Source organism: Amycolatopsis sp. CB00013 (assembly GCF_001905755.1).
In the GTDB taxonomy this organism is placed as follows: domain Bacteria; phylum Actinomycetota; class Actinomycetes; order Mycobacteriales; family Pseudonocardiaceae; genus Amycolatopsis; species Amycolatopsis japonica.
In genome coordinates this window covers 1,241,050-1,263,830 of sequence record NZ_LIWC01000001.1, presented here as the reverse complement: position 1 = coordinate 1,263,830, position 22,781 = coordinate 1,241,050, and the positions used below count along the sequence as shown (strand labels likewise).

Annotated in this window: 20 protein-coding genes and 1 pseudogene; 7 read left to right on the top strand and 14 right to left on the bottom strand. The window is 69.0% G+C overall.

Annotation, left to right across the window (positions count from 1 at the left end; genetic code table 11):
• Positions 1-14 precede the first annotated feature (14 nt).
• The 4 genes from AMK34_RS05620 (at position 15) to AMK34_RS05605 (ending at position 6,264) form a co-directional block, all read left to right on the top strand.
• The gene (locus AMK34_RS05620; protein WP_037338443.1) at positions 15-971 is read left to right on the top strand and encodes an ABC transporter permease; all 957 of its coding nucleotides are present in this window, start codon (positions 15-17) and stop codon (positions 969-971) included.
• Complete coding sequence (locus AMK34_RS05615) at positions 968-1,960, top strand: ABC transporter permease (RefSeq protein WP_038513096.1); 993 nt, start codon at positions 968-970, stop codon at positions 1,958-1,960. Before AMK34_RS05620 ends, AMK34_RS05615 begins: the two co-directional genes overlap by 4 nt.
• A 10-nt stretch (positions 1,961-1,970) precedes the next feature.
• On the top strand, positions 1,971-4,694 hold the full coding sequence (locus AMK34_RS05610) for an AbfB domain-containing protein (protein ID WP_073843416.1): 2,724 nt from the start codon (positions 1,971-1,973) through the stop codon (positions 4,692-4,694).
• 817 nt (positions 4,695-5,511) lie between these two features.
• A complete protein-coding gene (locus AMK34_RS05605) occupies positions 5,512-6,264 on the top strand; it encodes a LysR family substrate-binding domain-containing protein (RefSeq protein ID WP_073843414.1) in 753 nt (250 codons plus the stop codon).
• A gap of 202 nt (positions 6,265-6,466) precedes the next feature.
• Here the strand turns inward: AMK34_RS05605 and AMK34_RS05600 are convergent, their stop codons facing one another.
• The 4 genes from AMK34_RS05600 to AMK34_RS05585 all read right to left on the bottom strand — a co-directional run bounded on the left by AMK34_RS05600 (position 6,467) and on the right by AMK34_RS05585 (position 8,598).
• Entirely contained in the window at positions 6,467-6,817 is a 351-nt protein-coding gene (locus AMK34_RS05600; RefSeq protein ID WP_073843412.1) for a DUF5997 family protein, read from the bottom strand.
• A 75-nt stretch (positions 6,818-6,892) separates the two neighbouring features.
• Positions 6,893-7,153, bottom strand: a complete 261-nt coding sequence (locus AMK34_RS05595; protein WP_198941631.1) for a PASTA domain-containing protein — start codon at positions 7,151-7,153, stop codon at positions 6,893-6,895.
• Positions 7,154-7,189: 36 nt separating this feature from the next.
• Positions 7,190-8,206: a DUF5808 domain-containing protein gene (locus tag AMK34_RS05590; protein WP_073843408.1), complete on the bottom strand. Its 1,017-nt coding sequence runs from the start codon at positions 8,204-8,206 to the stop codon at positions 7,190-7,192.
• Positions 8,203-8,598 carry a GntR family transcriptional regulator gene (locus tag AMK34_RS05585; protein ID WP_037338426.1) on the bottom strand — a complete coding sequence of 132 codons (396 nt, stop codon included), beginning with the start codon at positions 8,596-8,598 and terminating at the stop codon, positions 8,203-8,205. The genes AMK34_RS05590 and AMK34_RS05585 overlap by 4 nt, the downstream gene beginning before the upstream one ends.
• A gap of 72 nt (positions 8,599-8,670) precedes the next feature.
• Between AMK34_RS05585 and AMK34_RS05580 the strand changes: the two genes are divergently transcribed.
• Entirely contained in the window at positions 8,671-9,021 is a 351-nt protein-coding gene (locus tag AMK34_RS05580; protein ID WP_073844592.1) for a hypothetical protein, read from the top strand.
• Here AMK34_RS05580 and AMK34_RS05575 read toward each other — a convergent pair.
• Positions 9,018-9,512, bottom strand: coding sequence for a hypothetical protein (locus tag AMK34_RS05575; protein WP_073843406.1), 495 nt, complete (start codon positions 9,510-9,512; stop codon positions 9,018-9,020). The genes AMK34_RS05580 and AMK34_RS05575 overlap by 4 nt on opposite strands.
• Before the next feature lie 212 nt (positions 9,513-9,724).
• On the opposite strand from AMK34_RS05575, the gene AMK34_RS05570 reads away from it, so the two are divergent.
• Positions 9,725-10,861 (top strand): serine hydrolase domain-containing protein, encoded by a 1,137-nt coding sequence (locus tag AMK34_RS05570; RefSeq protein WP_073843404.1) that lies wholly within the window; start codon positions 9,725-9,727, stop codon positions 10,859-10,861.
• Between the two features lie 50 nt (positions 10,862-10,911).
• Here the strand turns inward: AMK34_RS05570 and AMK34_RS05565 are convergent, their stop codons facing one another.
• The 3 genes from AMK34_RS05565 to AMK34_RS05555 form a co-directional block, all read right to left on the bottom strand.
• Positions 10,912-11,661 carry an isocitrate lyase/PEP mutase family protein gene (locus tag AMK34_RS05565; protein ID WP_073843403.1) on the bottom strand — a complete coding sequence of 250 codons (750 nt, stop codon included), beginning with the start codon at positions 11,659-11,661 and terminating at the stop codon, positions 10,912-10,914.
• Positions 11,658-13,043, bottom strand: coding sequence for a DHA2 family efflux MFS transporter permease subunit (locus AMK34_RS05560; RefSeq protein WP_073843402.1), 1,386 nt, complete (start codon positions 13,041-13,043; stop codon positions 11,658-11,660). The genes AMK34_RS05565 and AMK34_RS05560 overlap by 4 nt, the downstream gene beginning before the upstream one ends.
• Positions 13,044-13,120: 77 nt before the next feature.
• Positions 13,121-14,140: a sigma-70 family RNA polymerase sigma factor gene (locus AMK34_RS05555; protein ID WP_073843400.1), complete on the bottom strand. Its 1,020-nt coding sequence runs from the start codon at positions 14,138-14,140 to the stop codon at positions 13,121-13,123.
• A 383-nt stretch (positions 14,141-14,523) separates the two neighbouring features.
• Here AMK34_RS05555 and fusA point away from each other — a divergent pair, with 383 nt between their 5' ends.
• A complete protein-coding gene (fusA, locus tag AMK34_RS05550; protein WP_073843398.1) occupies positions 14,524-16,563 on the top strand; it encodes an elongation factor G in 2,040 nt (679 codons plus the stop codon).
• A gap of 372 nt (positions 16,564-16,935) precedes the next feature.
• Here fusA and AMK34_RS05545 read toward each other — a convergent pair whose 3' ends face one another.
• From AMK34_RS05545 to pdhA, 6 genes and pseudogenes are all read right to left on the bottom strand, one after another.
• On the bottom strand, positions 16,936-17,709 hold the full coding sequence (locus tag AMK34_RS05545) for a PE-PPE domain-containing protein (protein WP_016334513.1): 774 nt from the start codon (positions 17,707-17,709) through the stop codon (positions 16,936-16,938).
• Between the two features lie 78 nt (positions 17,710-17,787).
• A pseudogene (locus AMK34_RS05540) lies at positions 17,788-18,063 on the bottom strand (VOC family protein); the annotation flags it as partial.
• Positions 17,972-19,360, bottom strand: coding sequence for an MFS transporter (locus AMK34_RS05535; protein ID WP_073843395.1), 1,389 nt, complete (start codon positions 19,358-19,360; stop codon positions 17,972-17,974). The gene AMK34_RS05535 and the pseudogene AMK34_RS05540, both read right to left, overlap by 92 nt.
• An 81-nt stretch (positions 19,361-19,441) precedes the next feature.
• Positions 19,442-20,635 (bottom strand): dihydrolipoamide acetyltransferase family protein, encoded by a 1,194-nt coding sequence (locus AMK34_RS05530; RefSeq protein WP_073843393.1) that lies wholly within the window; start codon positions 20,633-20,635, stop codon positions 19,442-19,444.
• A complete protein-coding gene (locus AMK34_RS05525; protein ID WP_038513128.1) occupies positions 20,628-21,626 on the bottom strand; it encodes an alpha-ketoacid dehydrogenase subunit beta in 999 nt (332 codons plus the stop codon). Before AMK34_RS05525 ends, AMK34_RS05530 begins: the two co-directional genes overlap by 8 nt.
• Positions 21,626-22,714, bottom strand: a complete 1,089-nt coding sequence (gene pdhA / locus AMK34_RS05520) for a pyruvate dehydrogenase (acetyl-transferring) E1 component subunit alpha (protein ID WP_073843391.1) — start codon at positions 22,712-22,714, stop codon at positions 21,626-21,628. Before pdhA ends, AMK34_RS05525 begins: the two co-directional genes overlap by 1 nt.
• Between the last annotated feature and the right edge of the window lie 67 nt (positions 22,715-22,781).

Below are 22,781 nucleotides of genomic sequence, written 5' to 3'. Positions count from 1 at the left end.
AACCGGGACCCACCATGACGGACACGGCGAAAACGGTGGACCGGACCCGGGTGGCGCGGTGGCTGCAGGAGTACGGCGTCTACGTCGCCGTCGTCGCGCTCGTGCTGTTCAACATCGCGTTCACGGCGAACTTCCTGACCGTCGGCAACTTCCGCACCCAGCTCATCCAGGCCGCGCCGGTACTGGTGGTCGCGCTCGGGATGGCGCTGGTGATCGGCACCGAAGGCGTCGACCTGTCGGTGGGCGCGGTGATGGCGCTCTCGGCCGCGCTCGTCCCGCTGTACCTCGGCGCCGGGACCCTGCCGGCGGTGGCGGTCGCGCTCGCGGCGGGGCTGGCCGCGGGGACGCTGAACGGGGTGCTCGTCGCCAAAGTCGGGATCCAGCCGATCGTGGCGACACTCGCCTTGCTCGTCGGCGGGCGCGGGCTCGCGCTCGTCCTCGCCGACGGTCAGCTGATCCAGTTGCACGATCCGGATTTCCTCGCGCTCGGCAACGGCGAGGTGCTCGGGATCCCGGTGAGCGTGCTCATCGCGGCCGTACTGGCCGTGCTGGTGGCGGCACTGGTCGGGAAGACGGCGTTCGGCAGGCGGCTCGTCGCCATCGGCGGCAACCGGCGGGCCAGCGTGCTCGCCGGGCTGCCGGTCAACCGGGTCCTCATCGGCGTCTACGCCATCTGCGGCTTGCTGGCGGCGTTGGCCGGGGTGCTTTCCACCGCCAGGCTCGGCGCCGGCGACCCCGCGGACGCCGGATTGCTGATGGAACTGTCCGCGATCACCGCGGTCGTGGTCGGCGGCACCCCGCTGACCGGCGGCCGTGTCCGCATCCTCGGCACGGTGATGGGTGTCCTGCTCATGCAGCTCGTCCGCGCCACGCTCATCAAGCACAACCTGCCGGATTCGACCGCGCAGATGATCCAGGCCGCGATCATCGTCGGCGCGGTGTACGTCGCACGGGAACGGAGCAGCCGATGACCGCGGCGCCCACGATGGCCGCCCAGGACTCCACCCGGCGCGAGCTCATGACCGGGGTCCTGCAGAAACAGGGCGCGGCGATCGCGCTGGTGCTCATGGTCGCCGTCGCGTGGCTGCTGTTCCCGCGTTTCGGCAGCCTGGACAACCTGCGCGACATCGCGTTGCAGAGCTCGTTCCTCGCGATCATCGCGCTCGGGATGACGTTCGTGATCATCACCGGCGGGATCGACCTCTCGGTGGGGTCGGTCTACGCGCTCGGCGGGGTCCTCGCGGCTTACGGGTCGCAATGGGGTTTCCTCGTCGCGTTGCTGCTGCCTCTGGCGGTGTGCGGGCTGATCGGCCTGATCAACGGGTTGCTCGTCGCGAAGACCGGGATGGCGCCGTTCATCGTCACGCTCGCATCGCTGCTGTTCGCCCGCGGGCTGCTGCTCGCGATCACCACGGAGGGTGCGACGACGTACAAGATCCCGGAGGGCGAGGCGTTCGTCGAACTCGGGCGCGGCACGCTGTTCGGGTTCGGCTATCCGGTGTTCATCGCGGCGGCGCTGTGCCTGATCGGCGGGCTCCTGCTGCGGCGGACCCGGTTCGGGCAAGCGGTGTTCGCGACCGGCGGCTCGGAGCAGTCCGCGAAGCTGATGGGGCTGCCGGTGGCGCGCACCAAGGTCACCGTCTACGTGATGAGTGGGGTGCTTTCCGGGCTCGCGGGCGCGCTGACCGCGGCCTACCTGCAATCCGGTGTCACGGTGATCGGCGTCGGCCTCGAACTGGACGCCATCTCCGTCGTCGTCATCGGCGGCACCCTGCTGACCGGCGGGATGGGCACGATTCTCGGAACGGTCATCGGCGTGGGCATCCGAACGGTCATCCAGAACGTCATCAACCAGATAGGAACTCTCGACAGCAACTACCAGTCGGTGGTCAGCGGTGCGTTCCTGCTGGTGGTCGTTGTTCTGCAGCGGTCACTGGCGCGCACGACCGCCAGGAGATAGGGGAGATCGCATGCACCGAAGAACCGCGCGCGCACTGAGCGTCGTGGCCGGTCTGCTGGCCGCCGCGACGACACTCGTTCCCGTCGCTCAAGCCGCTCCCGTACCGCTACCGACCCCGTGGACGGACCAGGTCTCGCCGTCGAACGCGCTGCCCGAGTACCCGCGCCCGCAGCTGGTGCGCTCGGAATGGCTCAACCTCAACGGAACCTGGGGTTTCACCGGCGCGCAGAATCTGAATTCGCCGCCGATCGGCAGGCCGTTGAGCGAAAACGTACTCGTGCCTTACCCGATCGAGTCGATGCTTTCGGGGATCAAACGGCATGAGGACAACATGTTCTACCGGCGGACGTTCACCGTTCCGTCCACTTGGGACGGTCGCCGGGTGAAGCTCAACTTCGGCGCCGTCACCTGGGAGACCAAGGTGTGGGTCAACGGGACGTCGATCGGGAGCCACACCGGTGGTTTCGACGCCTTCTCCTTCGACATCACCCCGGCGCTGAAGGCGGGGGAGAACGAGATCGTCGTCGGCGTCGCGTCGCCGGTCGACGGCAGCCGGTACCCGGTGGGGAAGCAGCGCAAGTCGCCCAGCGGCATCTTCTACACGGCGGCGTCGGGGATCTGGCAGACCGTCTGGCTGGAACCGGTCCGGACCGAGCACATCACGCGGCTCGACACCACTCCCGACGTCCCCGGCGGCGCGCTCGCCCTCGTCGTCCAGGGCACTCCCGGGCAGCAAGCGACCGCCGAAGTGCTTTCAGGCGGCCAAGTGGTCGGCACCGCGACCGGTGCCGTCGGGTCTCATCTGCGGGTCCCGGTGCCGAACGCGCGGCTGTGGTCGCCCGACGACCCGTTCCTCTACGACCTGCGCGTGCGGCTGCCGGGTGGCGACGTCGTCACCGGATACTTCGGCATGCGTTCGCTGGGCAAGGCGATGGTCGGAGGCGTGATGCGGCCGCTGCTCAACGGCAAGTTCGTCTTCCAGCTGGGCACGCTCGACCAGGGCTACTGGCCGGACGGCATCTACACCGCGCCGACCGACGAGGCATTGCGGTTCGACCTCGAACGCCAGAAGGCCTTGGGCTTCAACATGGTCCGCAAGCACATCAAGGTCGAGCCGGCGCGATGGTTCTACCACGCCGACAAACTGGGGCTGATGGTCTGGCAGGACATGCCGTCGCTCGACTCGATCGACGAAGTCCCGAACGGGCACGTGAGCTACGAATCCGAGCTGCGGCGGATGATCGAGCAGCACAAGGGCATCACCTCGATCGTGCAGTGGGTGCCGTTCAACGAGGGCTGGGGCGAATACGACGCCGGCCGCATCGTGGATCTGGTGCGCTCGATCGACGACACCCGGCTGATCAACCACAACTCCGGGTCGAACTGCTGTGTGTCCGATCCGGATCCGGGCAACGGCGACGTGATCGACGACCACGCGTACCAGGTCTCCACCGGCACGAGGCAACCCGACGCGCGAAGGATCGCGGTGCTGGGGGAGTACGGCGGCCTCGGGCGACGCGTCACCGGGCACGAATGGGAACCGGGCAAGGGTTTCGCGTACGGCGCGCTGTATCCGGACGAGACGTCGCTGACGAACCGGTACGTCGAGATCACCAAACAGGTCGGGCGGTTCGTGCACGGACGGGGGCTTTCCGCGTCGGTCTACACCGAACCGTACGACGTCGAGAACGAGGTCAACGGCTTCTACACCTACGACCGCCGTGTGCTGAAGATGACCGAAGCGCGGGTGCGCGAGATCAACCAGAAGGTGCTCGCCATCGCCAAGGGCACCGAGGTCGGCCGGAGCGAACTCTTGTCGCTTCGGGTCACGACGGCCGGATACACGGATCGCTATCTGCGGCATCAGGACGACTTCGTCCGCACGGACGTCCTCGGTGAAGGCAGCGCGGACCTCGGGAAGAAGGACGCGACGTTCTGGGCCCGGCAGGGACTGGCCGACGCGTCGTGCCTGTCGTTCGAGTCGCGGAACTACCCCGGGCACTTCCTGCGCCACGCGTCGTCGCGGATCCGCAAGGACGCGAACGACGGTTCGGCGCAGTTCGCCGGGGACGCGACGTTCTGCGCGAGGGAAGGCGCCGGGGGAACAGCACTGGAGTCGTTCAACCAGCCCGGTGCCTTCATCCGCCACTACGCCGCGACCGTCTATCTCGCGCGCAGCGGCGGGCCGAACCCGTGGGACACGCCGTCGAGCTTCGCCGCGGACACGACGTGGGCGGCGACGATCCCGCTCTGGCGTAGTGGCGCCGATCTGCCGCTGGACCAGGCACGCTCGTTCAAGGTGACCACACCCGGCTTCACGGACCGCTTCCTGCGGCATCGTGACGGCCTCGCGCGGACGGACGTGGTGAACGCGGGGAGCGCGGCTCTGCTGAAGGCGGACGCGACGTTCGTCGTACGGCGCGGTCTCGCGGATCCGTCGTGCTACTCGCTGGAGGCGCGCAACTATCCGGGCAATTTCCTGCGGCACGCGGACTTCCGGGTGCGGCTGAACGGGAACGACAACACCGACCTGTTCCGGAAGGACGCGACGTTCTGCGCCCAGCCCGGCGCCGGCGGCGTGCGGCTGGCGTCGGTGAACGAACTGGGGACGAACATGCGGCACTACGCCGAGGAGGTCTACGTCGCCACCAGCGGCGGCGGCCACCCGTTCGACAACCCGGTCTCGTACGACCAGGACGTCACGTGGGCGGTCTCCGCGCCCTGGGCTCCGTAGTGGGTCTCGTGCGTGGCGCAGACGGTTAGCGCCACCGCGTCCTCTTTCGCTGGTCCGAAGTCCGTGAAGGCCTCCTTGAGGGACTCTAGGTCCCTCAAGGAGGCCTTCACGGACTGGACACATAGGCGCGGCGTGAGCGGAGGCGTGACTCACGTGATCAGAGACGTGACTCGCGTGTTTGGAGGCCGCACTCGGGGTGTTCCGCCTCTGATCACGCGAGTTCCGTCTTCGATCACGTGAGTGCGGTGCCACCCTTAAGTACTTACTGGACATTTGGCTGTGGCTGATCGCGGGTCGGGGTCCGTGAAGGCCTCCTTGCCTACCCTGAAGGTAGTGAAGGCGAACCAGCATTTGTGTACTTACGTCCGACCTGCGTGGGAGCGAGAGTCCGGTTGTCGTGGGATGACGATGAAGGAATTTGGACGTTGAGTGTCCCGATTCCTTCATCGTGGCGGTGGCCGTCCTGGTCTTGAACCCTTGATCGTGCCGGTTACGCCCCGGGGTGGACGACCGAGTGGGGAAGATCCTGGACGTTGGACGGCCGGAATCTTCCCCACTCGCCCAAGACGACAGCCGGCACTAGCTTCACTGCCCCGTCTCCCTCACCAACGGGGTCGACTGTGGAGGATTCAGGACGCACAACGTCCCGAATCCTCCACACTTGGCCGCGGCCACACCAGCGGGTCAGCAAATACGGGTTTCCCAAGGAGGCCTTGACTACCTCTCCAAGTACATGAAGGCCCCCTTCACTGCGTCTAGCGCAAGGAAGGGGGCCTTCATGTACTTCAGGTGCCCAACCCTCGGTAACCTTGCCTCCATGACCGGCCCGGACACCCCCGCCTCCTTCAAGCTCGCGTACGTCCCCGGCGTGACGCCCTCGAAGTGGGTCCGGATCTGGGACGAGCGGTCACCCGACGTCCCGCTCGAGCTCGTCCAGACGACGGCCGCCGAGGCGGTCGGGCTCGTCCGGGAGCGTGAGGTGGACGCCGTCCTGCTGCGGCTCCCGATCGACCGTGAGGGCCTGCACGCGATCCCGCTCTACACCGAGACGACGGTCGTAGTGGTCCCGAAAGACCACCTGGTCGCCGCCGCGGACGAGGTCTCCGTGGACGACATCGCCGACGAAATCGTGCTGCACCCGCTCGACGACACGCTGGACTGGGACACGCCGCCGGGGAAGCCCGCGCTGGAGCGGCCGGCCACCACCGCGGACGCCATCGAGCTGGTCGCCGCCGGGGTCGGGCTCCTGATCGTCCCGCAGTCGCTCGCGCGGCTGCACCATCGGCGTGACCTGACCTACCGTCCGATCTCCGGCACTCCGGAATCCGGGGTCGCGCTGTCCTGGCCGGACGACGAGACCACCGACCTGATGGAGCAGTTCATCGGGATCGTCCGCGGCCGGACGGTCAACAGCACGCGCGGTCGGCAGCAGGCCCAGGAAAAGCAAGCGCCGGCGAAGAAGGCCCCGGTCAAGGGCAACCGTCCCCAGGCCGGCGGCCGGAAGCCGCAGTCGGGGAATCGCCGCGCTCCCCAGGGCGGGAAACGCGGCAAGCCCCGTCGTCGCGGCTAGCCTCCGCCCGCGCCGGGTCACGGAGGGTGTCGCGAAAGCCACTTTCGGGACATCAGACGTCGCGAAAGTGGCTTTCGCGACGCGATCGCCGAACTAGCGGGGCCGACCGAAGAAGAGGTTGCGAAAGCCACTTTCGCAACCTTCAACGTTGCGAAAGTGGCTTTCGCAACCCCTGCCGGCTCGGCAAGCCCCGTCGTCGCGGCTAGCTTTCGGTGCGGGCGGCCTTGAGCCGCGCCTCCTCCTTGCGGACCTCGGCCTGGGTCTCGCGCTCCCGCTGCAGCCAGTCGGGGTTTTCGGACTTGACCGCGTCGATCTCCTCGGTGGTGAGGGCGCCGGTGATCCCGCCGCGCGCCAGACCGCTGATCGAGACGCCCAGCTTCGCCGCGATGACCGGACGCGGATGCGGACCGTTGCGGCGCAGGTCCCGCAGCCACTCGGGCGGCTCGGTCTGCAGTGCGTTCAGCTCGTCGCGGGAGACGACACCCTCCTGGAACGCCGCCGGGGTTGCCTCCAGGTACACACCCAGCTTCTTCGCCGCTGTCGCGGGCTTCATCGTTTGAGGGGTTTTCTGCGACGTCATTGCTTCAGGGTAACGAGCGGCCCCGGCACCACCGATCACACCCGGTGATCAGCCCTCGGCCTGGTCTTCCAGAAGGTTCGGCAGTGGGCGCCGCGGCTCGCGGACGCCGGACGGGTCACCGCCGCCGGTGATCCAGACGGTCACCACGCTCCACCGCGGCAGTCGTGTCCCGGCGGCGGGCACCTGCGCGACGACGAGACCGTTCAGGAGGGGATGCGGGCTGTCCGGATCGGGGCCCTGCAGCGACAGTCCCGCGTCGTGCCCGGACAGCCAGGCGTCGAGCGCCTGCTTTCCCACGAAGTCCGGCACAACGGCCACGGTCCCTCACCCACGGCCAGGGTACCGTCAGCCGCCCTTCGCCGGGAGGGTCACGACGCCGAATCCGGTGAGCACCGCGGCCACGGCGACCGCGGCGAGGACGACCCACGCGATCGGATGCCCGAGGTTGAGCGTCCAGTACGTCCCGACCCGCCGGTGCACCAGCAGCGCCGGATCGTTCCGGTTCAGGTAGACCATCCCGGCCGCGTACCAGTGGCGGTCGTCGTCGCGTTGTTCGTAGCGGGTCTCCGGTTCGTCGCCGGCGCGCGGCAACCGGTGCCCGGCGTCGCCCGCCCGCACGGTGAAACCGATCCACGCGATGAACGCGGCGGCGAGGGGAAGGTACGCCACGATCGTCACCGGCACCGTCGTATCGACGACACCCCACAGCTGAAGCGAGACGACGAGCAGGGTCGCGTTGACGCAGCCCGCCGAGATCAGCAGGAGTGCGAGCACGCCGTGCAGATACTCCCGGTACCGCGACGCCGACACCGACGGCTGCGCGGCGTCGATCTCCGGCCTGGCCCGTGAGATCGCGACGGTCATGAGCGAGGTCAGCACGATGACCAGGATCTGCGCGAAGACCGTCGAGAAGTCCGTCGCCCCGGTGAACCATCCGCCGGCCACGGTGGCGACGGCGAGCACGACGGCGGGCGTCAGAAGGATCCACTGTGGACGGACCGGATCCGAGCGCAGCGAGGTGTCGGTGCCGACTGCCTGCCGCGTGCCGGAATACCAGCCTTCCTCGCGTTTCGCGGTGGCGATCGAGCGGTGGGCCAGGCAGCCGAGCAGGGAGTAGATGCCGGCGAGAACGAGCAGGACGACCTCGGGCGTGAGCCAATCGAAGAGAATCGCGACGCAGGCCACGATCGCTCCCGTGCCGATACCCCGGTTGTAGCGACGCCGGGCGAGGAGGACGACGGCCTCGCCGGAACGCCGGGCAGGGATCCGGACGCCGAAGGGGAGTGTCGGCCGGGCGAGCGCGGGCGCGGAGGCGAAGGCCGCCGCGGTGAACGCGATCAAGGCCAAGTACAGCCAGGTCATCGCCGCGCGCTCACCGCGAAGGAGTCCAACACCGTTTCGCAGCGGCTTGTCACTTCGCGCGGGCCCACGCCGAGAGCGACGGCCTCGGCGAGCAGGGTGCGCAGGCGCTCCTGCCACTCGTCCGCGTAACCGTCCTCCGCCGGACCGGAGGTCGCGTCCCGCCGGACGACCGCGCCGGTCTTGCGGTTGATGCGGATGAACCCCTGCGTCCGCAGCAGGTCGTAGGCCTTGTTGACGGTGTGGAAGTTGATCGCCAGGTCGGCGCCGAGCTGACGGGTGGAGGGCAGGGCGCTGCCCTCGGCGAGCGTGCCGTCGGCGACGGCTTCGACGATCCGATCGCGGATCTGCTGGTAGATCGGAACCTCGCTGTCGAGGTCGAGAGTCAGCAACACCCGGTCAGGATATCTGCTATACAGTTACTATAACAACTACATCAGCTGGCTATGCAGGGGAAGGTGGTCATGATGGCGACGATCGACATCGCCGATGGCGGAGTGCGGGTGAGGTTCTCGTCCTGGGAGCGGCTGGCCGTATGGCGTGACGAAGTGGTCGTGCCGTCGTCGGCGATCAAGGCCGTCGAGCTCGTCGAAGAGCCCGTGCGACGGACGCGCGGGGGACGGGCCGGGGTGCTGATCAGCGGAGTGCTGAAGGTGGGTTACTGGGGGCTGGGGACAGGGACGCGTCAGCTGGTGGCGGCTCGCCGGGGTGTGCCGGGGCTGCGGATCGAGATCGATCGCGCGGTCGCCGGGCTCCCCTTCGACGAGGTGCTCGTCAGCGCGCCGAACGCGGCGGATCTCGTCGGCGTGCTCGTCTAGAGGTAGTCGAAGAACCGGTCCCACCAGGAAGGTGGCCTATCCGGCGGATAAAGCGCGTCGAATCCGCTGATCCCGGTGTACTTGGTCCACAGCGGGTGTTCGGAGACGGGCAGGTAGCCGAGCGCTTCCAGCTCGTCTTCGACCTGTCTTCGCACCTGTGCCGGGAAGAACTCGCGTTCCTCGTCTTCGTCGTAGCTGCCCGGGTTTCCCAGTGTCACCGCGACGAGACCGCCGAAGTTGCTGACCGTCACGGTCACCTGGTCCAGCGCGGCGGTCGCGTCCGCCGGGATCACGATCCGGCCGAGGTGGCTGGCGTCCTGGACATGGCGGTCGACTTCACAGGAACAGTCGAACAGTCGCTCGAATCGTTCGGCCAGCCGCTCGAACCGGGCCCGTGCTGCCGGTCCGTCGAAGTCGTGCGGCACCTCCCAGTGGCCGGGTTCGTCCAGCTCTCGCAGTAGTGCCCAGGTCTGCTGTTCGTCGAGGGGCATCGTCGCCTCCCGGCCTCGGGTGGTCTAGTCCACTTACCGGACTGACCTTAGCCCAGCCACGTCCCGCGCGGACAATGGTGGGACGAATTCGGGTCGAAAATTTTCGTGGGGTAGCGCCAGCACCACCCCGGATTCGGGAGCCTGCACTGCTGATCTTCGCCTCCGCATCGGCCAATGTTGTCAGTGTCGATTTCGTCGGAGAGGGAGTGCGAATGACGGTACGCAAGGGTGTGGTGGTCCTGACAGTGGCGGGGCTGATGGGCGCCGCGTGGACGACGGCGGCGGACGCGGCTCCTGCCAAGGGCGCGGAGCTGCGGAAGAGCCTCGACTCGTTGGTGCGTCAGGAGAAATTCCCCGCCGCGCTGGCCGCCGTGTCCGACGGCAGGCGGACGACGTCGCTGGTCGCGGGCTCGTCACGGATCGACCGCCAGGTCCCGGTCCCGCGTGACGGCAGGGTGCGCGCGGGCAGCAACACCAAGACGTTCACGGCGGTCGCGGTCCTGCAACTGGTGGCCGAGGGCAAGGTCGAACTGGACGCGCCGATCGAGAAGTACCTGCCCGGGATCGTGCGCGGAGAGGGCATCGACGCCACCAAGATCACCATCCGGCACCTCCTGCAGCACACCAGCGGGCTGCCGAACTACACCGAGTACCTGGGACTTCAGGATTTCGAACAGGTGCAGCACCGGTATTTCCCCACCCACGAGCTGCTCGCCGCGGCACTGAGCCACCCGGCGAAGTTCGCGCCCGGCACCAAGTGGGAGTACAGCAACACCGGGTACCTGCTGGCGGGAATGGTGATCGAGAAGGTCACCGGACGCCCGCTCCACGAGCAGATCACCGAACGCGTGATCAAGAAGGCGGGCTTGAAGAACACCTACTGGCCGCAGGTCGGTGACCAGACCATCCAGGGACGGCACCCGCAGGGCTACGCCATCGGCAACGCCGCCACCGGCAAGGTGATCGACGCGACCGAACTGGATCCGTCCTGGGGCGGTGCCGCCGGTCAGCTGATCTCGACACCCAGTGACCTCGGCGAATTCTTCCGCGTGCTGCTCGAAGGCAGGCTGCTGCCCGCCGCGCAGCTGGCCGAAATGCGGAAGACGGTCGACGCGCCCTTGTTCCCGGGGACGAAGTACGGGCTCGGCCTGATGAGCAACCCGCTCAGCTGCGGCGGCGTGTACTGGGGCCACGGCGGGGACATCCACGGGTTCGAAACCCGCGGTGGCGCCACGGAAGACGGCCGCACCGTCGGTCTCGCGGTTACCGCGATGCCGGGGACCTTCGGCGACGGGGAGAAGGGCTCGAACGCCGTCATGGCCACTGTGGACACCGCGTTCTGCAAGTGACGACGCGAAGGCCACTTTCGCAAGGTTGTGAAAGTGGCCTTCGCGACGCCTCACCCCTCTAGATTCCCGATCGCGGTGCGGAATCCCTCCAGTGCCGCGCGATAGAAGCGCGGGCCGTACGACACCCGCGCCACACCGAGGTCGCGGAGTGCGGCCAGATCCAGTTCCTCGCCGACGTTCCCGTTCGCCGGGCACGCGAGTTCGGTGACCAGCGCGGCGAGATCGTCCCGGCGCCGGACCCCGATCGGGTACACGCAGTCGGCACCGGCTTCCCGGTAGAGCCTGCCGCGCCGGATGGCCTCGGCGAGTCTGTCGCGCTCCGGGATCCCGCGGTCGCCCAGGAACGTGTCGACCCGCGCGTTGACGACGATCGGGACCCCGGCGCCGGTCGCGGCCGAACGGATCTCCGCGATCCGCTCGGCGTGCTCGTCCGCGTCGGCCAGTCCGCCCGACCGGTGATCGGTGTCCTCCAGATTGCAGCCGACGGCTCCCGTCTCCAGCAACCGTTCCACGAACTCCCGCGGCGCCAGGCCGTAACCGGCTTCCGCGTCCACGGTGACCGGGACCGTTACCACGCGGGCGATCCGCGCCGCCGCCGCGAACATCTCCTGCCACGGCGCGCCTTCGCCGTCGGGGTACCCGAGCATCGCCGAGACGGCGGCGCTCGCCGTGGCGACCGCGGGGAAACCCGCCTCCGCGACGATTTCGGCGCTCGCCGCGTCCCAGACGTTCGGCAGCACGAGCATTTCCCCGCCGTGAAGGCCTCGCAGTGTTTCGGCCTGCGTCTTCGGATCGGTCATCGGCTTCCTCCTCGATCGGTAGTGGACAGGGCGGCCGGCATGCGTAGCGCGACGAGCATGCCGACGAAGGCGAACGCGACGACAGCGGCCATCGCCGCCGTGAAGCCGCTGCCGAACTCCTCGGGGGACAGATGGCTTCCGGCGCCGGCGAAGACGGCGACCCCCACCGCCACCCCGAAGACCCCGCCGAAGATCCGCAACGTCATGAACGCGCCAGACGCTTGGCCGATCTCGGCGGGCCGCACCGCTCCGACGGCCGAGCGCTGTGCGGCGGGCATGGCCGACGTGATCCCGGCGCCGCTGACGATCAGCCCCGGCAGCAGGACGGCATAGCCCGCGCCGGGTTCGGCGACCAGCACGATCCAGCTCATACCGACCGTCTGGAGCAGCAATCCGACGGCGACGAACATCCGCGCGCTGTACCTGTCCGCCAGCTTTCCAGCGAGGGGAGCGCAGATCATCAGGGTCGCGGTCCACGGCATCATCCGCAGCCCCGCCTCGAACGGCCCGAGACCTTGCGCGGTCTGGAAGTACCGGGGCAGGAAGAACAACGTGCCGTACAGCGAGGCGAAGACGCAGAAGTTCGCCGCGTTGGCCGTCGAGAAGGCCCGCAGCCTGAAGAACCGCATCGGCAGCATCGGCGCTTCGCTGCGTCGCTCCCACGACACGAAGGCGATCACCAGCGCGACGCCGAGGGTCAGCGAGCCCAGGACCTCGGCGCTGTCCCAGCCCGCGAGGTTTCCGCGGACGAGGCCCCACACGATGCCCAGCGATCCCAAGGACACCAGGACGACGCCGCCGTGGTCGAGCCGGTGACCAGGGCCGGTGCTCTCGTCGACACGCCGGAGCGTCAGCAGGACCGCGGCCACGCCGACCGGCAGGTTGAGCCAGAAGATCCACTGCCACGCCAGCCCTTCGGCGATGACACCGCCGATGAACGGGCCGCTGAACGTCGCCAGCCCGGTGAGCCCCAGGTAGAGCCCCATCGCCTTGCCCCGCCGCTCGGGCGGGAAGATCGCGCTGATCAGGGTGAGCGACAGCGGCAGCACCATCGCGGCACCGGCGCCCTGCACCGCCCGCGCGACGATCAGCGTGCCGATGTCCCCGGACATCGCGCAGCCCACCGAAGCGAGCGTGAAGACCGTGAGACCGGTGACGAACATCCGGCGGCGGCCGAACCGGTCGCCGAGCGCCGCCCCGGTGAGCAGCAGGACGGCGAAGCTGAGGTTGTAGGCGTTGACGATCCATTCGAGCTGCTCGATCGACGCGGACAGATCCTCGCGGACCGTGCTCAGCGCCGTCGTCACCACCTGGCTGTCCAGCGCCATCATGAACGACGCCACTGAGGCGAGCGCCAGGACCCACGCCTGTTTCGGGGTCAAGATTTCTCCTTGGTGGAAGGGTTTCCGGGCATGACGAGGCACACGCCCCGCGGGGCGTGGTCAGGGAAGTGCGGGTGTCAGCCGCGCAGCGAGCGGGGCAGCCCGAAGGCCGCGAGCAGTGAGTTGTCGAGGAACCGGGTCACCGCGGTGACCCGATCGCCCGCGAGTTCCAGCACGAGCACGCCGTGCGCGTGGCCGATGGGCGTCCTCGGGTCGCGGAGGTAGCAACCGAAAGCGGGTTGACCGTTGGCGCGGGTCGGGATCAGCGAATACCGGCGGCCATCGCAGAGCGCCACGGTCGCCAGGAAGTGCCCGACAGCCTCCGGGCCTTGGTACTCCAGGGGAAGCGGGGGCATGGTCAGCCAGGCGTCGTCGGTCAGAAGCGCCACGATGGCCTCGACGTCGCCGTTCTCGAAGGCGCGGGTGAACTCGTCGACGATCCGGCGTTCCCGCGGGGAATCGGGCAGGGGAGCGGACTCCCGTTCACCCGGCGGCATCTCCTCGGCCAGCGCCGACCGCGCCCGGTGCAGCGCGCTGGTCACGGAGTTCTCGGTGGTGTCGAGGATCCCGGCCACTTCGGCCGCGCGGAACCCGAGGACGTCGCGCAGGACCAGCACGGCCCGCTGCCGGGGAGGAAGCCGCTGGAGCGCCGCCAGGAACGCGAGCGAGATCGACTCCCTGGCCTCGTAGCGAGCCTCCGGGCCGGGCACCCGGTCGGCGATCTCGGCGAGCAGCAGATCCGGGTACGGCTCCAGCCAGCTGGGTTCGGGGCGGCGGCGCGTCGGCTCGGGCAAGGGGACCTCCGGTCGGTAGGCCGCGTGGTCGTGCGGGCGGCGGGCGCCCGCCCGGAGCGCGTTGAGACAGCGGTTGGTCGCGATCCGGTACAGCCAGGTCCGGATGGACGCGCGTTCCTCGTACGCGTCGATCCCGCGCCACGCGGCCAGCAGCGTCTCCTGCAGCAAATCCTCGGCGTCCTGCACCGAGCCAAGGATGCGGTAGCAGTGCACCTGCAGTTCACGGCGGTACGGCGCCACGAGATCACGGAACGCCTCGCCGTCACCGGTTTTCGCCAGGGCCAGCAGTTCGTCCACCCGCATACCGGGTTCCCTCCTCTTGTGGTGTCTCTCGAAGGGATGGACACCGCCATCGCCGGAAACTTGTCGGTCGCCGACCAGTTTCCCCCGGATTCGCGGAAAACCGGTTCGCGGTCCACAGCGGAGTGGCTACACTCGCCACGAAATCACCCCGGCGAGGAAGGACAGGACCGTGCGTCATCACCACGCCGTCGTCGTCCCCTCGGCTCGCTACGAGGTGATCCTGGTGTCTCCGCGCACCCGGTGCCAGCCGCGCGGCTAGCACCGGCCCGTCTCACGAACGCCTGACCTCTTCCCGTTGCCGCGCAACGGGGGTACCTGCCTGTCCGCGTTCGCCGAATCGCGCCGTCGGAGTTTCCACCAGTTCAGCTCGAAAGGCCTGCGCCATGCGCACCGTCCCGCTGTCCGCCGTCCGCAACCTGGGCATCCTCGCCCATGTCGACGCCGGCAAGACCACCCTCACCGAACGGATCCTGTACGTCACCGGCACCACCTACAAACGAGGTGAGGTCCACGACGGCACGACCGTCACCGACTTCGATTCCCAGGAGCGAGACCGTGGCATCACCATCTTCGCCGCCGCCGTCAGCTGTTCGTGGGACGGCCATCGCGTCAACCTGATCGACACCCCCGGCCACGTCGATTTCTCCGACGAGGTCGAGCGGTCGCTGCGGGTCCTCGACGGCGCGATCGCCGTGTTCGACGGCGTCGCCGGGGTCGAACCGCAGAGCGAATCGGTGTGGCGACAGGCCGATCGACACGGCGTGCCGCGGATCGCGTTCGTCAACAAACTCGACCGCGCTGGTGCCGACCTCGACGCGGCCGTGGCGTCCATCCGGGAGCGGCTGCATCCGCGTCCGCTGGTGGTCCAGCTGCCGATCGGGGCGGAAGACGGTTTCGTCGGCGTCGTCGACCTGCTGCGGATGCGGGCACTCGTCTGGACCGATGGCGCCGAGGCCGCCGAGGAAGGGCCGATTCCGGAGTCCCTTGTGGACGAAGCGAACCGGCGACGGCGCCTGCTCGACGAGGCCGTGGCGGAAGCTCATCCTGGTGCGCTGGAGGAATTCTGCGCGTCGTCGGCGGTGTCGACGGACACGCTGGTCTCGGCGCTGCGCGAGCTCACCCGGACCGGCGACGGCGTCGTGGTCCTGTGCGGCTCGGCCTACCGCAACCGCGGGGTGGAGCCGTTGCTGGAAGCCGTGGTGGCGTACTTGCCCGCGCCGTCGGATGTTCCGCCGGTCCGAGGTGAGTACGAAGGCACGGGCCAGGAACGTCCCGCCGATCCGTCGGCACCGTTCGCGGCACTGGCGTTCAAGGTGACCTCGACCGCCACCGGGCGGTTGACGTTCCTGCGGGTGTATTCGGGCACGATCCGGACTTCGGAGGCGGTGATGGACGTGGGCAGCGGCCGTAGCGAGCGCGTCGGCCGCATCCTGCGGGTTCAGGCGGACCGGCACACCAGGGTCGACAGCGCCGTCGCGGGCGACATCGTCGCGGTGGTCGGGCTCAAGACGGTCCGTCCCGGCGCGACGCTGTGCACGCCGTCGGCGCCGATCCTCCTCGAGCCGCCCGTCGTGGCCGATCCGGTCGTCTCGGTCGCCGTCGAACCGCGGAAGGGCACCGACACGGAACGCTTGATGTCGGCGCTGGCACGGCTGGTCGAGGAGGATCCGTCGCTGGTCGTCCGGACCGATCGTGAGACCGGTCAGACCCTGTTGTCGGGGATGGGTGAACTGCATCTGGAGGTGGCGGTGGAGAAGATCCGGCGCGACCACGGGCTGGACGTCGGCGTCGGACGGCCTCGGGTCGCCTATCGCGAGACGGTCGCGCGCGGCGTGTCCGGTTTCGTCCACCGGCATGTCAAACAGGACGGCGGCGCCGGGCAGTTCGCCTACGTCGTCATCGACACGGAACCACTGGAGGAAGGAGAGTTCGCGTTCGAGTCCACTGTGGTCGGTGGCCGGGTGCCGCGGGAATACGTCCGTGCCGTCGAAGCGGGTTGCCGTGACGCGCTGGCGGAAGGCCCGCTCGGCGGGCATCCGGTGACCGGTGTCCGGGTCACGCTGACGGACGGGGCGACCCACCCGAAGGACTCTTCGGAGCTGGCGTTCCGGGCTGCCGGACGGTTCGCGCTCCGGGCCGCGTTGGCCGCCGGTGCGATGACGCTGCTGGAGCCGATCGCCGAAGTGACCGTCACGGTGCCCGAAAGCGCCGTCGGCGTGGTGCTCGGCGACCTCGCCGCCCGGCGTGGCCGGGTGCTGGGATCGGTGGTGCGCGCCGGAACGACCGTGGTCACCGCGACGGTGCCGCTGGCCGAGTTGTTCGGCTACGCGACGCGGCTGCGGAGCCGGACCCAGGGCCGGGGCACGTTCACCGCCCGGCCGGTGGGTCATGCTCCGGCACCGGAAGGCCTGCCGGTTCGGTAGTTCGCACCATTCTGGTCTCGGGGTGAAGGGCGCTTTACCCGCATACGACGCGGGTAAAGCGTCCTTCACCCGGTGAGATGAGGGATCGGCCGACGCCTGTGTACAGGAATCACGAGTGGCGGTTCGGGTTAGCGCGGGGCTGATGCGCGAGGTGGCGGTATCGCGTGACTGGATGGCCGGCGCGTGTGATCAGACGGACGACACGCGTGTCCAGGCGGACGGCTCGGGGGCCGACCCCATCGCGAATCGGACATACATCCATCAAGCAGGCAGTAGTCCGACGATGGCCCGCCCACGACACTGTGGGCGGGCCATCGCCCGAACCGCTGTCACCCGGCTATCGGGCGCCGGGCGGCAGCCGTCTTCAGCCGGTCACACCGAAGGCCACGGAGGACGGCAGTTCTGCCGCGGCAGCGCGTGCGATCCGTTGGTGTACACGCCGTCCGCGATCGTGTCCTCCATGATCGAACGGTGATCGGTGGGACGGGCCCACTGGTAGCAGAGGTGCTGGGCGAAATAGCCGCCAGGCGCCTCGATGGTGTCGAAGTGGCAGACACCGTCGGTTTCGATGCAGTAGCGGATGAACGGGATGCCGCCGAAGTCGGTGCGGCCGGGCCCGAACGACACGTAGCCGCCGAACGGCGACGGTGCCCCGGTTCCCGCCGGGAGCACCGCGCTGATCCCGCGTCCCGGAGGACCGACGGGCTGCATCGGGTCGGCGAAGATCTTCGCCCGGAACCGTGACTTGTCCACGGCCAGTTTCCCGTCGGCGATGTCGTTCAGCACCAGGTTCGCGACGAGGGCGCCCTGCGAGTAGCCGACGACGGTGAATTCCGCCCCGGGGTTCTCGTCGAAGGAGCTCTGGACGACACGGCGGGCCTCTTCGTGCCCGCGGGCGACGCTCTGGTCCATGGGCGTCTGGTCGCAGTTGGGTGCTCCGGCGGCCCCTGCCGGGTAGTGGACCACCTTCTTGATCCCGCCTCGCAACCAGGCGTCGTTGTACACGGTCGCGGCCCCGTCGCAAGTGCCGCCGACGAGGATGTAGTAGCGCGCCTGGTCGGCCTGGGCCGACGGCGCCATGACACTGATCAAGCCGGTGGCCAGTGCGGCCGCCGCCAGGACCCCCCTGAGTTTCTTCACATTCATCGTCCTTTCGTTCGACTACGGTGCGTGGTCGAACGCTAGGGACGAGTCATGAAATTTTGATGAAACCCCCTTCGGACGTCAGCGATGGGACAGGACGTTGACCACGTGCCCGCTCGGATCCCGGACGAAGAACCGCCGGACACCCCACGGTTCGTCGGTCAGTTCGTGCACGATCTCCGCGCCGGAGGCCTTGGCCGCGGCGTAGCGCGCGTCGACGTCGTCGACCTCGATCGAAGCGATCGGCACGACGGGCGCAGTCTCGTCATGGGTCATGAGGCTCAGCTGGACATCCGGCCGCTCCGGATCGGCCAGGGTCACGATCCAGCCGTGATCCATCACCACCTCGAAGCCGAGAACCTGTACGTAGAAGGCCTTCGCTTCCGCCAGCGTCTTGGTCTCGAGGTCGGTGACCACTCTCTTGATCGACATGCCCGGATATTGGCACAGGGGTCCGACGGTTTCGGGGGAGCAGGAGCGGCGTCGCCAGCATGAGCGCCCCCGCGATGCCGACCGCGGCGCGCGGGCCGGTGAATACCGCGAGCAGGCCCCACAGCGCGGTCAGGCCGGCGGTGGTGAGCTTCCCGGCGATCGACCAGGCCGACAGCGTGCGGGCCGCGCGGTCGAGGGGCACCTGTTCGAGCCTGCTGGTGGCGAGTACCGGGTTGAATACACCGATACAGGTGATCAGGCAGAGTTCGACGACGATGACCAGGATCAGGCCGGGAACACCGGGCTGGATGAAGACCAGCCCAACGGGCCAGCAGACCCGCAGCCACCCGAAGACGAAGAGGACCTTGTCCCGGCCATACCGGGCGACCAACGGCCGGGAGAGCCGCGCCCCGATCAACCCGCCGAGACAGGGCACCGCGAAGGCGACCGCGTACTCCCAAGGCGCGAAGCCGAGTTGCCCGAGCATCAGCACGGCGAACAGCGGCGCGGTCGCCATGATCAGGCCGTTGACCACGATCGTGTTGACGAACAGGGGCCGCAACAACGGATGGGCGAGGATGAATCGCCAGCCTTCCCGCAGGTCGCGGCCGGTCAACCGGGCGCCTTCCGGCTTCGCGGGCGGCGGCTCCGAACCACCGACGGCACGGATCCCGAGCGCCGAAAGCAGATAGCTGACCGCGTCGGCGGCGATCGTGATCACCGGCCCGAACAGGCCGACGGCGAAACCCCCGAGCGGCGGCCCGAGCACGGTGGCCGTCCAGGTGGTCGACTCGAACCGGGCGTTCGCGACCAGCAGATCTTCCCGGGGCAGCAGGGTTTTGAGGAAAGCCCCACTGGCGGCCAGGAACGTGATGTCGGCCGCCGCGACGACGACGGACACCGCGAGAAGCTGGCCGAATCCCAACAACCCGAACGCGTACGCCACCGGGACGGTCAGCAAAGCCACGCACCGGACGAGGTCCATCGCGATCATCACCGGCCGTTTGCGGCGGAACTCGACCCACGGGCCGAGCGGCAGCGCGACCACCGCGCCCACGACGAGACCGGCGGCCGCCAGCAACGAGACCTCGGCGGTGCCCGCGCCGAGTACGACGATGGCGATCAGGCTGAACGCGTCGAACGCGAACCTCGTCCCGAACGCGCTCGCCGCGTATGCCGCCCACAGCCAGCCGAACCGTCGCCCCAGCGATCTCCCAGTCACGCGCGAGATCAAAGCAAGGCGGAGCCCCGAAGTCGAACAACGGGTCGTTGGCGGGTCACAACCGTCGGTTGTGCGACCCGCTCAGAGGTCCCCGAGCGCGGTGATCGGCGACTCGACACAGTCCGCGACGAACCGCAGGAACCCGCCCGCGGTCCCGCCGTCGCACACCCGATGGTCGAACGCCAGGGTCAGCTCGCAGATCTTCCTCGCCACCAGCTCGCCGTCGACCACCCAAGGGCGGTCGATGATCCGGCCGATGCCGAGGATCGCCGCCTCCGGGTGATTGATGATCGCGGCGGAGCCGTCCACCCCGAACACCCCGTAGTTGTTGACCGTGAAGGTTCCGCCGGTGAGGCCTGCCGGGCCGAGCTTCCCTTCCCTGGCCTGCGTCGTCCGGTCGCCGATCGCCGCCGAAAGCTCCCTTGTGGACAGTGAGCCCGCGTCGCGGACCACCGGCACGACGAGACCGCGGTCGGTCTGCGCGGCGAAACCGAGGTTGATGTCCCGAAGCTGGACGATCTCGTCGCCTTCCACCCGAGCGTTCAGCTCGGGGAACTTCCGCAGCCCCGCGACGGCGAACCGGGCGACGAGACCGAGCAGGCTGACCGGACGATCCGGCGCCGAGGCGTTGAGCGACTTCCGCGCGGCGACGAGCCCGGTCGCGTCGACGTCGACCCAGACCGTCGCCTCGGGGATCTGACGCCGCGAGGTCGTCAGCTTGTCCGCGACCGCCTTGCGGACGCCGGTCAGCGGGATCCGTGTCTCGCCGTCTCGCTGCTCCGGGACGGCGAGGGCCGCTTCGACGTCGGCGCGCCGGATGATGCCGCCCGGACCGGTGCCGGTCAGCTTCGTCAGGTCGATCTTGTTGTCCACGGCCATTTTTCGGACGAACGGCGAGATCACGCCCGGCGCTTTCGACGGCTTCTCCGGGGTGGCGACGACGGTGCGCGTCCGGCGGCGCCTGGTCGTGGTGGTCGTGCCGTAGCCGATGAGGACGTTGCCGCTGCCCTCGCTCGCGGTCGTCACGCCGGGTTCGCTGAACCCGGGTCCGATGGTGAGCAGGGGAGCGCCGACGGGCAGCGACTGGCCGGGTTCACCGTGGAGGCGGGTGACGACGCCGGCGAACGGCACCGGCACCTCGACGGCGGCCTTCGCGGTCTCGACCTCGACGACGGTCTGGTCGACGCCGACGGTGTCGCCCTCCGCGACGAGCCAGGTGACGATGGTGCCCTCGGTCAGGCCCTCGCCGAGGTCGGGGAGCAGGAAATCAGGCACCGGCCACCACCGGTTCGTCGTTCCACTGCAGCCGGGCGACGGTGTCCAGGATCCGGTCGACGTCCGGAAGCTGATGGCGCTCCAGTTTCGGCGGCGGGTAAGGGATGTCGAGCCCGGTCACGCGCAGGACGGGCGCGTGCAGCTGATGGAAGCACTGCTCGGTGATCCGGGCGACCACCTCGGCGCCGTAGCCGCCGAACCCGGCCGCCTCGTGGACGACGACCGCACGGCCGGTGCGGCGCACCGAGGCGGCGACGGTCTCGTCGTCGAACGGACTCAGCGACCGGAGGTCGACCACCTCGACGTCCCAGCCTTCGGCGGTCGCGGCCTCCGCGGTCTCCAACGCGGTGGCGACCATCGGGCCGTAGGCGATGAGCGTGACGTCCTTGCCCTCGCGGCGCACGATCGCGCGGTCCATGGCCGCGCCTTCCCGGGTGAAGGACACGGGTTCCTTCGACCAGTAGCGGCATTTCGGTTCGAGGAAGATCACCGGATCCGGCGAGTCGATCGCGTCGCGCAGGAGGTCGTAGGCGTCCTGGGGCGTGCCGGGTGTGACGACGCGCAGGCCGGGCGTGTGGGTGTAGTAGGCCTCGCTCGAATCGCAGTGGTGCTCGACGCCGCCGATGCCGCCCGCGTAGGGGATCCGGATGACCATCGGCAGCGACAAGGCGCCGCGGGTGCGGTTCCGCAGCTTCGCGACGTGCGAGGTGATCTGCTCGAACGCGGGGTAGGCGAAGGCGTCGAACTGCATTTCGACCACCGGACGGAACCCGCCCATCGCCATCCCGACCGCGAAACCGACGATGCCGGACTCGGCCAAGGGCGTGTCGAAACAGCGTTCCTCCCCGAAATCGGCGGTGATGCCGTCGGTCACCCGGAACACGCCGCCGAGCGGGCCGACGTCCTCGCCGAAGATCAGCACGCGGTCGTCGTCCTTGACCGCGTCACGCAGGGCGGCGTTGAGCGCTTGTGCCATCGAGAGCTCGGACATCAGGCCTCCAGTTCGGCCGCGACCAGCGCCCGCTGGGCGGCCAGCTGACGGGTCGGGACGGCGTACACGTGCTCGAACAGCGACAACGGATCCGGCTCCACGTCGGCGTTGAGGGTGTCGCGCACTCCGGCGGCGAACGTCTCGGCCTCGGCCCGGAATCGCTCGATGTCGTTGTCGGACAACAGGTTCTCGGTCGTCAGATAGGTCTGGAGACGGCGAACCGGGTCGGCCGCTCGCCACTTCTCGACCTCGGCCTGGTCGCGGTAACGGGTGGCGTCGTCGGCGTTGGTGTGCGCGTCGATCCGGTAGGTGTGCGCCTCCACCAGGACCGGCCCGCGACCGGAACGCGCGTGCGCGACGGCGTCGTCCAGTACGGAAAGGACCGCGAGGGCGTCGTTGCCGTCGACCTGCTCGGAGCGGACGCCGTAGCCGACACCCTTGTACGCCAGGGCGGGCGCGGCGCTCTGCTTCTCGAACGGGACGGAGATCGCGAACCCGTTGTTCTGCACGAAGAACACCACCGGCGCCTTGAACACGGCCGCGAAGTTGAGCGCCTCGTGGAAGTCGCCCTCACTGGTGGCGCCGTCGCCGATGAGCGCGAACGCGACGGCGTCCTCGCCCCGGCGTTGCATCGCGTGGGCGAGCCCGGCGGCGTGGAGGGTCTGCGTCGCCAGCGGCGTGCACTGGGGGGCGACACGGGTCTTGGCGGGGTCGTAACCGCAGTGCGCGTCGCCGCGGAGCAGCGTCAGGATCTCGCCCGGTTCGAGGCCGCGGGCGACCAGCGCGACCGAGTCGCGGTAGGTGGGGAAGAGCCAGTCGGCGTCGGTGAGGGCGAGCGCGCTCGCGACCTGGCAGGCCTCCTGGCCGGCGCTGGACGGGTACACGGCGAGGCGGCCCTGCTTGGTCAGCGCGGTCGCCTGCGCGTCGAACCGGCGGCCGAGCACCATCAGCCGGTAGGCCTCGACGAGCCGTTCGGCCGGCGGCACGGTGTAGTCACCGTGCTCGTCGACGCGCGTGCCGTCCTCGGCGAGGAACCGCACCGGGATCCCGGACGGCAGCAACGCGGCGGCAGGGGTCCCCCGCGACATGGCGCAGCACCACCTTTCACAGACATATGATGCTGAGATCGTGGTTTCCGGAGTCCTAGTGTTCAAG

Coding starts and splice junctions, on each gene's coding strand:
- AMK34_RS05605 (WP_073843414.1), top strand. CDS start 5,512: ATGACCGGCCCGGACACCCCCGCCTCCTTCAAGCTCGCGTACGTCCCC.
- AMK34_RS05565 (WP_073843403.1), bottom strand. CDS start 11,661: ATGACCGATCCGAAGACGCAGGCCGAAACACTGCGAGGCCTTCACGGC.
- AMK34_RS05525 (WP_038513128.1), bottom strand. CDS start 21,626: ATGTCCGAGCTCTCGATGGCACAAGCGCTCAACGCCGCCCTGCGTGAC.
- AMK34_RS05590 (WP_073843408.1), bottom strand. CDS start 8,206: ATGACCTGGCTGTACTTGGCCTTGATCGCGTTCACCGCGGCGGCCTTC.
- pdhA (WP_073843391.1), bottom strand. CDS start 22,714: ATGTCGCGGGGGACCCCTGCCGCCGCGTTGCTGCCGTCCGGGATCCCG.
- AMK34_RS05580 (WP_073844592.1), top strand. CDS start 8,671: ATGGCGACGATCGACATCGCCGATGGCGGAGTGCGGGTGAGGTTCTCG.
- AMK34_RS05555 (WP_073843400.1), bottom strand. CDS start 14,140: ATGCGGGTGGACGAACTGCTGGCCCTGGCGAAAACCGGTGACGGCGAG.
- AMK34_RS05545 (WP_016334513.1), bottom strand. CDS start 17,709: ATGAATGTGAAGAAACTCAGGGGGGTCCTGGCGGCGGCCGCACTGGCC.
- fusA (WP_073843398.1), top strand. CDS start 14,524: ATGCGCACCGTCCCGCTGTCCGCCGTCCGCAACCTGGGCATCCTCGCC.
- AMK34_RS05610 (WP_073843416.1), top strand. CDS start 1,971: ATGCACCGAAGAACCGCGCGCGCACTGAGCGTCGTGGCCGGTCTGCTG.
- AMK34_RS05570 (WP_073843404.1), top strand. CDS start 9,725: ATGACGGTACGCAAGGGTGTGGTGGTCCTGACAGTGGCGGGGCTGATG.
- AMK34_RS05600 (WP_073843412.1), bottom strand. CDS start 6,817: ATGAAGCCCGCGACAGCGGCGAAGAAGCTGGGTGTGTACCTGGAGGCA.
- AMK34_RS05575 (WP_073843406.1), bottom strand. CDS start 9,512: ATGCCCCTCGACGAACAGCAGACCTGGGCACTACTGCGAGAGCTGGAC.
- AMK34_RS05620 (WP_037338443.1), top strand. CDS start 15: ATGACGGACACGGCGAAAACGGTGGACCGGACCCGGGTGGCGCGGTGG.
- AMK34_RS05615 (WP_038513096.1), top strand. CDS start 968: ATGACCGCGGCGCCCACGATGGCCGCCCAGGACTCCACCCGGCGCGAG.